We start from the raw sequence: 13,945 nt of genomic DNA on the forward strand, positions 1-13,945 counted from the left end.
GCCCAGGACACCCCCGCGGTCCGTTCTGCGTTGTACAACGTAAGCTGTAGGGGTGCCGAATCGCGGCAAGTGGGGCGATAATGCGCGCGCCCGGCACTGGGGCCGGGCGCGGGAAGCGCAGGGCGGCGTGTCCGAAATAGTGTCTATTGGGTAGGCAGTGTAGAACGGGAGATGTGACGGCAATGGCTACGGAAACTCCCCAGCTCTTCGCAGCATGTGCCGTTCTCGCCCCGGGCAGCAAACGATGACGGCACTGAACGCGACGGGCACCCAGAACCCCGAGCGCGACACGCTCGACAAGGCGGCCGACGAGAACTTCCCCGTCGCCCCCTTCTTCCTCCCCCGCGACTGGCGCGCCGACCTGATGGCGGTCTACGGCTTCGCCCGTCTGGTGGACGACATCGGCGACGGCGACCTCGCCCCCGGCGGCGCCGACGCCCGCCTCCTCGGAGTCACCCCCGACCGCGCCGGTGACCGCCTCCACCTCCTGGACGCCTTCGAGGCCGATCTGCGCCGGGTCTACGACGGCGAACCCCGCCACCCCCTGCTGCGCCGCCTCGCCCCCACCGTGCACCGCCGCGATCTGCCCCCCGAGCCGTTCCTCGGCCTGATCGCCGCCAACCGCCAGGACCAGCTCGTCACCCGCTACGAGACCTACGACGACCTGCTCGCCTACTGCGAGCTGTCCGCCAACCCCGTGGGCCGTCTCGTCCTCGGTGTGACCGGCACCTCCACCCCCGAGCGGATCCGCCGCTCCGACGCCATCTGCACCGCCCTCCAGATCGTCGAACACCTCCAGGACGTGGCCGAGGACCTCGGCCGCGACCGCGTCTACCTACCCGCCGAGGACATGAAACGCTTCCACGTCCAGGAAACCGACCTCGCCGCGAAGACCGCGAGCGCCTCGGTGCGCGCCCTGGTCGCCTTCGAAGCGCACCGCGCCCGCGCCCTGCTGGATGAGGGCGCCCCCCTGGTGGGCAGCGTCCACGGCAGGCTGAGACTGCTGCTGGCCGGGTTCGTGGCGGGGGGAAGGGCGGCGATCGACGCGATCACCGCCGCCGGGTACGACGTACTTCCCGGCCCGCCCAGGCCCGGCAGGCTCCAACTGCTGCGTCAGGTGGGCGTCACTCTGCGAGGAGAGGGGTGATCCGGACCGTGGAGCACACCGCACAGCCGTCCGCACCGGTACTCGCCGCCTACAGCTACTGCGAGACCGTCACCGGCCAGCAGGCCAGGAACTTCGCCTATGGCATCCGGCTGCTGCCCACGCCCGAGCGGCGGGCGATGTCGGCGCTGTACGCCTTCTCCCGCCGCGTCGACGACATCGGCGACGGCGACCTGGCGGACGACATCAAGGCGACCCGGCTCGACGACACCCGGGCCCTGCTCGCCCGGGTCCGCGACGGCCGGGTCGACGAGGACGACACCGACCCCGTCGCGGTCGCCCTCAGCCACGCCGCCGCCCGGTTCCCCATCCCGCTCGGCGGCCTGGACGAGCTGATCGACGGCGTCCAGATGGACGTACGCGGCGAGACCTACGAGACCTGGGACGACCTCAAGGCGTACTGCCGCTGTGTCGCCGGGGCCATCGGCCGGATCTCCCTCGGCGTGTTCGGCACCGAACCGGGCGCGCGCGGCGCCGAGCGGGCCCCCGAGTACGCCGACACCCTCGGCCTCGCCCTCCAGCTCACCAACATCCTCCGCGATGTCCGCGAGGACGCCGAGGGCGGCCGGACCTACCTCCCGGCCGACGACCTCGCCAAGTTCGGCTGCTCCGCCGGGTTCGCCGGACCGCTGCCGCCCGAGGGCTCCGACTTCGCCGGTCTGGTGCACTTCGAAGTACGCCGCGCCCGCGCCCTGTTCGCCGAGGGCTACCGGCTGCTGCCCCTGCTGGACCGGCGCAGCGGCGCCTGTGTCGCCGCGATGGCCGGGATCTACCGCAGGCTCCTCGACCGCATCGAACGCGACCCCGGAGCCGTCCTGCGCGGCCGGGTCTCCCTGCCGGGCCGCGAGAAGGCGTACGTCGCCGTCCGGGGCCTGTCCGGCCTGGACGCCCGTCATGTCACCCGCGGGACCGTCAGGAGGCGCGCCTGATGGCCGATACGGGACGGACGGCAGAGGGAGACGAACCCGGGGCAACTCCCGACGGGCGGCCCGCGTCCCTGAGGGAGCAACGCGCACGACGCCGTCGGCAGTCCGGCAGCACCCTCAAGGGGCGCGGGGAACTGCGCGACCGGCCCCGGCGAACCCGCACCCGCCCCACCACCCGCCACCACGCCCCAGGGAAGGCGCGTCATGCCTGACGGCACGTCACAGCCCACCCGCCGCGCAGTCATCGTCGGCGGCGGCCTCGCGGGCACCACCACCGCCCTCGCGCTGGCCGACGCGGGCGTCCAGGTCACCCTCCTGGAAGGCCGACCACGCCTCGGCGGCCTCGCCTTCTCCTTCCGGCGCGGCGACCTCACCATCGACAACGGCCAGCATGTGTATCTGCGCTGCTGCACCGCCTACCGCTGGTTCCTCGACCGGATCGACGCCGCCGCGCTCGCCCCGCTCCAGCGCCGCCTCGACGTACCCGTCGTCGACGCCGACCGCCCCGAGGGACGGCGGCTGGGCAGAATCCGGCGCGACGCGCTGCCCGTCCCCCTGCACCTGGGGCGCAGCCTCGCGACGTACCCGCATCTCTCGCTCGCCGAGCGGGCCGCGGTAGGGCGCGCCGCACTCGCGCTGAAGGGGCTGGACCTCGCCGATCCGACCCTGGACCGGCAGGACTTCGGCAGGTGGCTGGCCGAGCACGGCCAATCGGCGCGTGCCGTCGAGGCCCTGTGGGACCTGGTCGGGGTCGCCACCCTCAACGCGGTCGCGGGCGACGCCTCGCTGGCGCTCGCCGCGATGGTGTTCAAGACCGGTCTGCTGTCCGACCCGGGAGCCGCCGACATCGGCTGGGCACATGTACCCCTGGGAGAACTGCACGACCGGCTGGCGCGCAAGGCGCTCGACTCCGCGGGCGTCCGTACCGAGGTCCGTTCACGCGTCACCTCCGTCTCCACCCTCGCCAACGGCCGGTGGAGCGTCCAGGTTCCCGGCGAGAGCATCGAAGCCGACGCGGTCGTCCTCGCCGTGCCCCAGGACGAGGCGCACGCGCTGCTTCCGGAGGGCGCGCTGGAGCGCCCCGAGCGGCTGCTCGCCCTCGGCACCGCACCGATCCTCAACGTCCATGTGGTCTACGACCGCACGGTCCTCGACGCCCCCTTCTTCGCCGCCCTCGGCAGCCCCGTCCAGTGGGTCTTCGACCGCACCGCCGCGTCCGGGCTGAAGGACGGCGGCCAGTATCTGGCGCTGTCCCAGTCGGCCGCGCAGGACGACATCGACCGGCCGGTGGCCGACCTGCGCGCCCGCTATCTGCCCGAACTGGAACGGCTGCTGCCGCTCACCCGCGGGGCCGGGGTACGGGACTTCTTCGTGACCCGCGAGCGCACCGCCACCTTCGCCCCCGCCCCCGGCACCGGACCGCTCAGGCCCGGCGCCCGCACCGAAGCCCCCGGCCTGTACCTGGCCGGAGCGTGGACCGCCACCGGGTGGCCCGCGACCATGGAGAGTGCGGTCCGCAGCGGCATCACCGCGGCGGACGCCGCGCTGCGTGCCCTGGGACGGCCCCGCCCCGCCCACCTCTTCGACGTGGAGGAGGCCGCATGAGCCCCGAACCGCGCGCGGCGGGCCCCCGCACCTCCAGCACCGCAACAAGAGGAGAGACTGTGCCCACTGTGCCCCCGGCCGCCCCGGCCGCCCGCCCGGCAGCGGTGGACGTGACCGCGCTGCTGGAGCGCGGCCGGACCCTGGCCACCCCGGTGCTGCGGGCGGCGGTGGACCGCCTGGCCCCGCCCATGGACACCGTCGCCGCCTACCACTTCGGCTGGATCGACGCCGAGGGCCGCCCCGCCGACGGCGACGGAGGCAAGGCCGTGCGCCCCGCCCTCGCCGTGCTCTCCGCCGAGGTCACCGGGGCCGCCCCGGAGACCGGCGTGCCCGGCGCGGTCGCCGTCGAACTCGTGCACAACTTCTCCCTGCTGCACGACGACCTCATGGACGGCGACGAACAGCGCCGCCACCGCGACACCGTCTGGAAGGTGCACGGCCCCGCCCAGGCCATCCTGGTCGGCGACGCCCTGTTCGCGCTGGCCAACGACGTGCTCCTGCAACTCGGCACCGTCGAGGCCGGCCGCGCCACCCGCCGCCTCACCACCGCCACCCGCGCCCTGATCGACGGGCAGGCCCAGGACATCTCCTACGAGCACCGCGACCGCGTCAGCGTCGAGGAGTGCCTGGAGATGGAGGGCAACAAGACCGGCGCCCTGCTGGCCTGCGCCAGCTCCATCGGCGCCGTGCTCGGCGGCGCGGACGACCGCACCGCCGACACCCTGGAGAAGTACGGCCACCACCTCGGTCTCGCCTTCCAGGCCGTGGACGACCTCCTCGGCATCTGGGGCGACCCGGGCGCCACCGGCAAGCAGGCGTGGAGCGATCTGCGCCAGCGCAAGAAGTCCCTGCCCGTGGTCGCCGCGCTCGCCGCCGGGGGACCCGCCTCCGAACGGCTCGGCGAGATCCTCGCCGCGGACGCCAAGAGCAGCGACTTCGCGCACTTCTCCGAGGAGGAGTTCGCCGCCCGCGCCGCCCTGATCGAAGAGGCCGGCGGTCGCGAGTGGACCGCCGAAGAGGCCCGCCGTCAGCACCTCACCGCCATCGAAGCCCTCGACGCCATCGACATGCCCGACCCGGTGCGGGCCCGGTTCACGGCGCTCGCCGACTTCGTCGTCGTACGAAAGAGATGATCACTATCGGTCGAACCATCCTCGCGTAGTCGCCGGCCGGTACAGCGAGCAGAGCGAGCGTACCGGCCGACGGCGGACCCAGCAGACGCACCGACTGCACACTGCACGAAGGGGAAGCCATGACAGCGACGACCGACGGAAGCACCGGGGCCCTGCCGCCCCGCGCTGCCGCGGCCAGCGAAAGCACCACCCCCGCCGCGGCCGGGGTCGAAGAAGCCGCCCGGCGCGCGAACCTGCGCGCCACCGATTTCCTCCTGTCTCTCCAGGACCCCAACGGCTGGTGGAAGGGCGACCTGGAGACCAACGTGACGATGGACGCCGAGGATCTGCTGCTGCGCCAGTTCCTCGGCATCCGCGACGAGGCCACCACCCGCGCCGCCGCCCTCTTCATCCGCGGCGAACAGCGCGAGGACGGCACCTGGGCCACCTTCCTCGGCGGACCCGGCGAACTCTCCACCACCATCGAGGCGTACGTCGCCCTCCGGCTGGCCGGGGACCGCCCCGACGACCCGCACATGGCGAAGGCGTCCGCCTGGGTCCGCGAGCGGGGCGGTCTCGCCGGGGCCCGGGTCTTCACCCGGATCTGGCTCGCCCTGTTCGGCTGGTGGCGGTGGGACGACCTCCCCGAACTCCCCCCGGAGATCATCTACTTCCCGAAGTGGGTGCCGCTCAACATCTACGACTTCGGCTGCTGGGCCCGGCAGACGATCGTCCCCCTCACCATCGTCGGCGCCCAGCGCCCCGTGCGCCCCGCGCCCTTCCCGCTGGACGAACTCCACACCGACCCCGCCCGCCCCAACCCGCCCCGGCCACCGGCCCCCGCGGCGAGCTGGGACGGCTTCTTCCAGCGCCTCGACAAGGCCCTCCACGTCTACCGCAGGGTCGCCCCGCGCGCGGTGCGCCGGGCGGCCATGAACACCGCCGCCCGCTGGATCATCGAGCGCCAGGAGAACGACGGCGCCTGGGGCGGCATCCAGCCCCCCGCCGTCTACTCGATCATTGCCCTCCATCTGCTGGGCTACGACCTCGAACACCCCGTGATGCGGGCGGGCCTGGAGTCCCTGGACCGCTACGCCGTCTGGCGCGAGGACGGCGCCCGGATGATCGAGGCGTGCCAGTCTCCGGTCTGGGACACCTGCCTCGCCACCATCGCCCTCGCCGACGCCGGGGTCCCCGCCGACCATCCCCAACTGGTCAAGGCCGCCGACTGGATGCTCAGTGAGCAGATCGTCCGGCCCGGCGACTGGTCCGTGCGCCGCCCCGGACTGCCGCCCGGCGGCTGGGCGTTCGAGTTCCACAACGACAACTACCCCGACATCGACGACAGCGCCGAGGTGGTCCTCGCCCTGCGCCGGGTCCGCCATCCCGACCCCGAGCGGGTGGACCGGGCCGTCGCGCGCGGGGTGCGCTGGCAGCTCGGCATGCAGTCCCGGGACGGGGCCTGGGGCGCCTTCGACGTCGACAACACCAGCCCGTTCCCCAACAAGCTGCCGTTCTGCGACTTCGGCGAGGTCATCGACCCGCCCTCGGCGGATGTCACCGCGCATGTCGTGGAGATGCTCGCCGTCGAGGGCCTCACCCACGATCCGCGCACCCGGCGCGGCATCGCCTGGCTGCTCGCCGAACAGGAGCCGGACGGCTCCTGGTTCGGCCGCTGGGGCGTCAACTACATCTACGGCACCGGCTCCGTGGTGCCCGCCCTCACCGCCGCCGGGATCCCCGGCACCCATCCCGCGATCCGCCGGGCGGTCCGCTGGCTGGAGAACGCCCAGAACGACGACGGCGGCTGGGGCGAGGACCTGCGCTCCTACAGCGACACCAAGAGCTGGAGCGGCAAGGGCGCCTCCACCGCCTCGCAGACCGCCTGGGCGCTGATGGCCCTGCTCGCGGCGGGGGAGCGGGAGTCCGACGCCGTCACGTCCGGGGTGCGCTGGCTGGCCGAGACCCAGAAGGAGGACGGCTCCTGGGACGAGCCGTACTTCACCGGCACCGGCTTCCCCTGGGACTTCTCCATCAACTACCACCTCTACCGCCAGGTCTTCCCGCTCACCGCGCTCGGCCGCTACGTCCACGGCGACCCGTTCGACAGCCTCGTCCGACATCCCCCCGCCACCCGGCCCGCCCCCGCCCGCCCCGGCACGGTCACGGCCCCCGGCGTGGAGAAGGGCCAGCTCACCGGGGCCGGGGAGAGCTGATGACCCACCTCGACGGAAACGACGACGGGGTGGGCGATGCGGGTGAGGGGGCTGACGGGGCCGGGGTGTCCGGTGGGGGTGGGGCGCCTGGTTCTGGTGGGGCTGGGGTGTCCGGTGCCGGTGGGGCTGGGGCGCCTGGTCCTGGTGGGGCTGGGGTGTCCGGTGCCGGTGGGGCCGGGGTGCCTGGTTCTGGCGGGGCTGGGGTGTCCGGTGCCGGTGGGGCCGGGGCGGCGGGTCCTGGTGCGGCTGAGGTGGCGGGTGCCGGTGGGGCGGGGGTGCCTGGTCTTGGTGCGGCTGGGGTGGCCGGTCCGGGTGCGGTGGGGGCTGACGGGCCCGGTGAGCCGCTCGTCGTACGGGCCGACGCCTCCGGGGCCTCCGGGGCCTTTGGCGCGCCGGGTCCCTTCGGCGCCTCCGGCGACCGGGGCCACCGCTCCGACGCGGTGGGCGCCGGGGCGGGTGGGTCGGGTGACGGTGCTGGTGCCGGGGGCGGTCGCCCTGGCGGATGGGGTGACGGTGCTGGTGCCGGAGGTGGCCGCCCCGGTGGGCCGGGCGCAGGCGTCGGCACCGGAGGCCGCCGGGCTGCCGGGCCGGGTGGCGAGCCCGATGCGGGTGGCCCCCGTTCAGGTGGATCGGGCGAAGGGCTCGGCACGGTGGGTCGCCGGTCCGGCGGGTCGGTCGAGGCCCCTGGTGCCGGAGGTGACCGGTTGGGTGGGTTGGTCGAAGGCGTTGGCGTCGGAGGTGAGTGGCCTGGCGGGTTGGGCGAGGGCGGTGGTGCCGGAGATGGCCGGTCCGGCGGGTCGGGCGACGGCCCTGGTGCCCGAGGCCCCTGGCCCGATGGGTCGGGTGAAGATGTCGGTGCCGGAGACGACCGGCTCGCTGGGTCGGGTGACGGAGCTGCTGCCCGGGGCCGCCGCCCCGGCGGGCCGGGTGAAAGCGCTGGTCCGGGAGGTGGCCGCCCCGGCACGCCGGATCAAGCCGCCGTCGCCGGAGCTGACCGCCCCGGCGGGCGGGGCGCAGGTCCCGGCACCGGAGGCTTCCGTACCGGAGCCCCCCGCCCCGGCGGGCCGGGTGCAGCCGCCGGTCCCGCAGCTCCCAGCCCCGTTGGGCCGGGTGCAGCCAGCAGCCCCGCAGCCCCCCGCCCCGACGGGCCACGCCACGCCCCCGGCGTACGAGGCCACCGGCCCGGCCAGGAGCCCGGCGTTGCGGGCATCCGCCCCGGCGACCAAGGCCACCGCCCCGGACGGCCCGGCCACGCCCCCGCCGCACAAGCCCGCCACCCCGCCGCACAAGCCCCCCGCCCCGGCGACACGGGCGCCCCGCCGAGCGCGACCGGCCCCGCGCCGAGCGCGACGGGCACCCGGCCCGGCGTGGGCGCCACCCGGCCGAGCGTGGGCGCCACCCCGCCCAGCGTGAGCCCCACCCCGCCCGGAGGGCCCCCGCTACTGATCGCCTGTGCGCTCGGTATCGAGCATCTCGCCCTGCGTCTGGGGGAGCGCGGCGGAGCCGCGGGCCCGGTCACCGTGGTGCGCACCGGCATGGGCCCCAGGGCCGCCGAATGCTCCCTGGGCCGGATCCTCGCCGACCCGGCCCTGACCGGCGCCGCCGTCCTCGCCACCGGCTTCTGCGCCGGACTCGCCCCCGGGATGCACCCTGGTGACCTGGTGGTCGCCGAGGAGACCCGCGACCCGCGCGGCACAGTCCGCTGCGCGGGCACCGAGACCCTCGTCAGGGAGCTCACCCGCGCCCTGCCCGGCCGCCGTGTCCACACGGGCCCGCTCACCGGCTCCGACCATGTGGTCCGGGGCCCGGAGCGGTCCGCCCTGCGCGCCACCGGCGCCATCGCCGTCGACATGGAGTCCGCCGCCACGCTCCTGAGCGCCGTCCGGGCGGGCGAGCGCCCGGTTGCGGCCGTCCGGGTGGTCGTGGACGCTCCAGAACATGAACTCGTCCGGATCGGCACGGTGCGCGGTGGAATATCAGCTTTCCGCGTGCTGCGTTCCGTCCTACCGACTTTCTTCGAATGGCACCGTAGTGTGCTGCTCCCCAGGAGGTGAGCCCGATGGCCATGCCGCTGCGCCAGTCCATCAAGGTCGCTACATACTTGGCCGAACAGAAGCTGCGCCGACGGGACAAGTTCCCGCTGATCGTGGAGCTTGAGCCGCTCTTCGCCTGCAATCTGAAGTGCGAGGGGTGCGGCAAGATCCAGCACCCGGCCGGCGTGCTCAAGCAGCGCATGCCGGTCGCGCAGGCGGTCGGGGCGGTGCTCGAATCGGGCGCCCCGATGGTGTCCATCGCCGGTGGCGAGCCGCTGATGCACCCCCAGATCGACGAGATCGTCCGTCAGCTCGTGGCCAAGCGGAAGTACGTCTTCCTGTGCACCAACGCCATGCTGCTGCGCAAGAAGATGGACAAGTTCACCCCCTCGCCCTACTTCGCCTTCGCCGTCCACATCGACGGGCTGCGCGAGCGGCACGACGAGTCGGTGGCGAAGGAGGGTGTCTTCGACGAGGCGGTCGCCGCCATCAAGGAGGCCAAGCGGCGCGGCTTCCGCGTCACCACCAACTCGACCTTCTTCAACACCGACACCCCGCAGACCATCGTCGAGGTGCTCAACTTCCTCAACGACGACCTCCAGGTCGACGAGATGATGATCTCGCCCGCCTACGCCTACGAGAAGGCCCCCGACCAGGAGCACTTCCTCGGCGTCGAGCAGACCAGGGAACTCTTCAAGAAGGCGTTCTCCGGTGGCAACCGGCGCAAGTGGCGGCTCAACCACTCCCCGCTCTTCCTGGACTTCCTGGAGGGCAAGGTCGACTTCCCCTGCACCGCCTGGGCGATCCCCAACTACTCCCTCTTCGGCTGGCAGCGCCCCTGCTATCTGATGAGCGACGGCTACGTCCCGACGTACCGCGAACTCATCGAGAAGACCGACTGGGACAAGTACGGCCGGGGCAAGGACCCGCGCTGCGCCAACTGCATGGCGCACTGCGGCTACGAGCCCACCGCCGTCCTGGCCACCATGGGCTCCCTCAAGGAGTCCCTGCGGGCCATGCGCGAGACGGTCGGCGGGAACCGGGACTGAGGACCGAGGACCGAGGACCGAGGGCTGACGATTGACGATTGACGACTGAGGACTGACACCGTGACCGCCGTCTCCCCGGGCGTCCCCGGGGTACCGGGGGTACCGGGGGTACCGGGGGTACCGGCCCGCCCGATCGCCGTGCGACGCCCGTCGCGGCGGATCCGGGTCGGGCCGGGCCGGTGGCGGCCGGTGGTGGTCGGGGGCGGGGCCCGGTCTCCGTGCAGTCGATGAACCACGACCCGTGACCTGGGACAGCACAGCCGAACAGCAGGGTGGAACGGCACGGACCGAAGGGGGTCGAGCGTGACGATTCTGGAGAGCATCCGGGGACCACGCGACCTGAAGGCGCTGCCCGAGGCGCAGCTCGCTCAACTGTCCGAAGAGATCAGGGAGTTCCTGGTACAGGCGGTCGCCAGGACCGGTGGGCATCTCGGGCCCAACCTGGGCGTGGTCGAACTGACCGTCGCCCTGCACCGGGTCTTCGAGTCACCGCTCGACCGGATCGTCTGGGACACCGGCCACCAGAGCTACGTCCACAAACTGCTCACCGGCCGTCAGGACTTCTCCAAGCTGCGCGGCAAGGGCGGTCTGTCCGGCTACCCCGCACGCGAGGAGTCCGAGCACGACATCGTCGAGAACAGCCACGCCTCCACCTCGCTGGGCTGGGCCGACGGCCTCGCCAAGGCCCGCGAGGTACGGGGCGGGGCGGGCCATGTCGTCGCCGTCATCGGCGACGGCGCCCTCACCGGCGGCATGGCCTGGGAAGCCCTCAACAACATCGCCGCCGCCCGCGACCGCCCCCTGATCATCGTCGTCAACGACAACGAACGCTCCTACGCCCCCACCATCGGCGGCCTCGCCAACCATCTCGCCACCCTGCGCACCACCGACAGCTACGAACGCGTCCTCGCCTGGGGCAAACACGTCCTCCAGCACACCCCCGTCATCGGCACCCCCGTCTACGAGGCCCTGCACGGAGCCAAGAAGGGCTTCAAGGACGCCTTCGCCCCGCAGGGCATGTTCGAGGACCTCGGCCTGAAGTACGTCGGCCCCATCGACGGCCACGACATCGGTGCCGTCGAGTCCGCGCTGCGCCGCGCGAAACGCTTCCACGGCCCCGTCCTGGTGCACTGCCTCACGGAGAAGGGCCGCGGCTACGAACCGGCGCTCGCCCACGAGGAGGACCACTTCCACACCGTCGGGGTGATGGACCCGCTCACCTGCGAGCCCCTCACCCCCTCCGGCGGCCCCTCCTGGACCTCCGTCTTCGGCGACGAGATCGTGGCGATCGGCGAGGAGCGCGAGGACGTCGTCGCCCTCACCGCCGCCATGCTGCACCCGGTCGGCCTCGCGAAGTTCGCCGAACGCTTCCCGGACCGGGTCTGGGACGTCGGGATCGCCGAGCAGCACGCGGCGGTCTCCGCGGCCGGACTGGCCACCGGCGGCCTGCACCCGGTCGTCGCCGTCTACGCCACCTTCCTCAACCGGGCCTTCGACCAGCTCCTGATGGATGTCGCCCTGCACCGCTGCGGGGTCACCTTCGTCCTGGACCGCGCCGGGGTCACCGGCGTCGACGGTGCCTCCCACAACGGCATGTGGGACCTGTCCGTGCTCCAGGTCGTGCCCGGTCTGCGGATCGCCGCGCCCCGCGACGCCGACCAGCTCCGCGCCCAGCTCCGCGAGGCGGTCGCAGTGGACGACGCGCCCACCCTGATCCGCTTCCCCAAGGAGTCCGTCGGCCCCGCCCTCCCGGCCGTCGACCGGATCGGCGGACTGGACGTCCTGCACCGCGCCGACCGGCCCGAGGTGCTGCTGGTGGCGGTCGGGGTGATGGCCCCGGTCTGCCTCCGGGCCGCCGAACTGCTCGAAGCGCGCGGTACCGGCTGCACGGTGGTCGACCCGCGCTGGGTCAAGCCCGTCGACCCCGAGCTGGCACCGCTCGCCGCCCGGCACCGGCTGGTCGCGGTCGTCGAGGACAACAGCCGCGCCGCCGGGGTCGGCTCCGCCGTCGCCCTCGCGCTGGGCGACGCCGAGGTGGACGTCCCCGTCCGCCGCTTCGGCGTCCCCGAGCAGTTCCTCGCCCACGCCAAGCGCGCCGAGGTGCTGGCCGACATCGGGCTGACGCCGGTCGAGATCGCCGGCCGGATCAGCGCGAGCCTGGCCCGGCAGGACGCCTCCGGCCCACCGGGGACCACCCGGGACACCACCTCCGGCCCACCGGGGACCACCCGGGACACCACCTCCGGCACACCGGGGACCACCACGACCGCCCGGGACGGCAGCCACCCACCGGGGCCGCCCGCCGGGAACCGCACCCCTCGCACCCCCGACAAGCCCCCCGCCGGGACCGGCACCCCCCGCACCCTCTCCACACCCCCCGCCGAGGAGACCCAGCGATGACCACCCCCGGATGCGCCCCCGGCGCCGGGACGTTCGATCTCACCGCGCTGCTCGCCGAACGCGGCTCCGAGCGCTACGAGCTGCACGCCCGCCACCTCAACCACCAGCTCCCGCGCATGCTGCACACCATCGGCTTCGACAAGGTCTACGAGCGCGCCGAGGGCGCCTACTTCTACGACACCGAGGGCGCCGACTACCTCGACATGCTCGCCGGGTTCGGGGTGATGGGCCTCGGCCGCCACCACCCGGTGATCCGCCGGGCGCTGCACGACGTCCTGGACGCACAGCTCGCCGACCTCACCCGCTTCGACTGCCCGCCGCTGCCCGGACTGCTCGCCGAACGGCTCCTCGCCCACAGCCCCCACCTGGACCGGGTGTTCTTCGGCAACAGCGGCACCGAGGCGGTGGAGACCGCCCTGAAGTTCGCCCGCCGGGCCACCGGCAGACGCCGGATCCTGTACTGCGACCACGCCTTCCACGGGCTGACCACCGGCTCCCTCTCCGTCAACGGCGAGGACGGCTTCCGGGACGGCTTCGCCCCTCTGCTGCCCGACACCGCCGTCCCCCTCGGCGACCTCGACGCCCTCGCCCGCGAGCTGCGCAAGGGCGATGTGGCCGCCCTGATCGTCGAGCCGATCCAGGGCAAGGGCGTGCACGCCGCCCCGCCCGGCCATCTACGCGCCGCCCAGGACCTGCTGCACCGGCACAAGGCGCTGCTGATCGCCGACGAGGTGCAGACCGGCCTCGGCCGCACCGGCGACTTCTACGCGTACCAGCACGAGGAGGGCGTCGAGCCGGACCTGGTCTGTGTCGCCAAGGCGCTGTCCGGCGGCTATGTGCCGGTCGGGGCGACCCTGGGCCGGGACTGGATCTTCAAGAAGGTCTACTCGTCCATCGACCGGGTGCTGGTGCACTCGGCGAGCTTCGGCGGCAACGCCCAGGCGATGGCGGCGGGCCTCGCCGTGCTGTCGGTGATGGAGAACGAGCAGATCGTCGCGAACGCCCGCGCCACCGGCGACCTGCTGCGCACCCGCCTCGCCGCCCTGGTCGACCGGTACGAACTGCTCGCCGATGTGCGCGGGCGCGGTCTGATGGTCGGCATCGAGTTCGGGCGGCCCACCTCGCTGGGGCTGCGCAGCCGCTGGACGATGCTCCAGGCGGCCCGCAAGGGGCTCTTCGCGCAGATGGTGGTCGTCCCGCTGCTCCAGCGCCACCGCATCCTCACCCAGGTCTCCGGCGACCATCTGGAGGTGATCAAACTGATCCCGCCGCTCACCATCGGGGAGCGGGAGGTGGACCGCTTCGTGGCCGCCTTCACGGACGTCATGGACGACGCCCACAACGGAGGCGGACTCATCTGGGACTTCGGCCGGACCCTGGTCAAACAGGCGGTGGCCAACCGCTGACGTTCCGCGACCGAACCGGGGTTCTTGTCTCTG

At 73.4% G+C, this 13,945-nt stretch carries 10 protein-coding genes; 9 read left to right on the forward strand and 1 reads right to left on the reverse strand.

Translation table 11 applies throughout. From position 1 onward, the window contains the following. Window positions 1-244 precede the first annotated feature (244 nt). The 5 genes from hpnC to shc all read left to right on the forward strand — a co-directional run bounded on the left by hpnC (window position 245) and on the right by shc (window position 7,024). Window positions 245-1,147, forward strand: coding sequence for a squalene synthase HpnC (gene hpnC / locus AB0O01_RS08990; RefSeq protein ID WP_365311824.1), 903 nt, complete (start codon window positions 245-247; stop codon window positions 1,145-1,147). Then, window positions 1,144-2,094: a presqualene diphosphate synthase HpnD gene (hpnD, locus tag AB0O01_RS08995; RefSeq protein WP_365311825.1), complete on the forward strand. Its 951-nt coding sequence runs from the start codon at window positions 1,144-1,146 to the stop codon at window positions 2,092-2,094. Before hpnC ends, hpnD begins: the two co-directional genes overlap by 4 nt. A gap of 201 nt (window positions 2,095-2,295) precedes the next feature. Then, window positions 2,296-3,696, forward strand: coding sequence for a hydroxysqualene dehydroxylase HpnE (gene hpnE / locus AB0O01_RS09000; RefSeq protein WP_365311826.1), 1,401 nt, complete (start codon window positions 2,296-2,298; stop codon window positions 3,694-3,696). Further along, a complete protein-coding gene (locus AB0O01_RS09005; protein ID WP_365311827.1) occupies window positions 3,693-4,829 on the forward strand; it encodes a polyprenyl synthetase family protein in 1,137 nt (378 codons plus the stop codon). The genes hpnE and AB0O01_RS09005 overlap by 4 nt, the downstream gene beginning before the upstream one ends. Window positions 4,830-4,948: 119 nt before the next feature. Next, window positions 4,949-7,024 (forward strand): squalene--hopene cyclase, encoded by a 2,076-nt coding sequence (gene shc / locus AB0O01_RS09010; protein WP_365311828.1) that lies wholly within the window; start codon window positions 4,949-4,951, stop codon window positions 7,022-7,024. A gap of 620 nt (window positions 7,025-7,644) precedes the next feature. Here shc and AB0O01_RS09015 read toward each other — a convergent pair. Continuing rightward, complete coding sequence (locus AB0O01_RS09015; RefSeq protein WP_365311829.1) at window positions 7,645-8,277, reverse strand: hypothetical protein; 633 nt, start codon at window positions 8,275-8,277, stop codon at window positions 7,645-7,647. 156 nt (window positions 8,278-8,433) lie between these two features. On the opposite strand from AB0O01_RS09015, the gene AB0O01_RS09020 reads away from it, so the two are divergent. The 4 genes from AB0O01_RS09020 to AB0O01_RS09035 all read left to right on the forward strand — a co-directional run bounded on the left by AB0O01_RS09020 (window position 8,434) and on the right by AB0O01_RS09035 (window position 13,912). Then, window positions 8,434-9,078, forward strand: a complete 645-nt coding sequence (locus AB0O01_RS09020) for a 1-hydroxy-2-methyl-2-butenyl 4-diphosphate reductase (RefSeq protein WP_365311830.1) — start codon at window positions 8,434-8,436, stop codon at window positions 9,076-9,078. A 5-nt stretch (window positions 9,079-9,083) separates the two neighbouring features. Then, the gene (hpnH, locus tag AB0O01_RS09025; RefSeq protein WP_365311831.1) at window positions 9,084-10,106 is read left to right on the forward strand and encodes an adenosyl-hopene transferase HpnH; all 1,023 of its coding nucleotides are present in this window, start codon (window positions 9,084-9,086) and stop codon (window positions 10,104-10,106) included. 303 nt (window positions 10,107-10,409) lie between these two features. Beyond that, window positions 10,410-12,506 carry a 1-deoxy-D-xylulose-5-phosphate synthase gene (dxs, locus tag AB0O01_RS09030; protein WP_365311832.1) on the forward strand — a complete coding sequence of 699 codons (2,097 nt, stop codon included), beginning with the start codon at window positions 10,410-10,412 and terminating at the stop codon, window positions 12,504-12,506. Beyond that, window positions 12,503-13,912 carry an aspartate aminotransferase family protein gene (locus tag AB0O01_RS09035; protein ID WP_365311833.1) on the forward strand — a complete coding sequence of 470 codons (1,410 nt, stop codon included), beginning with the start codon at window positions 12,503-12,505 and terminating at the stop codon, window positions 13,910-13,912. Before dxs ends, AB0O01_RS09035 begins: the two co-directional genes overlap by 4 nt. Window positions 13,913-13,945: the final 33 nt, after the last annotated feature.

Source organism: Streptomyces sp. NPDC093252 (genome assembly GCF_040683675.1).
Classification (GTDB): domain Bacteria; phylum Actinomycetota; class Actinomycetes; order Streptomycetales; family Streptomycetaceae; genus Streptomyces.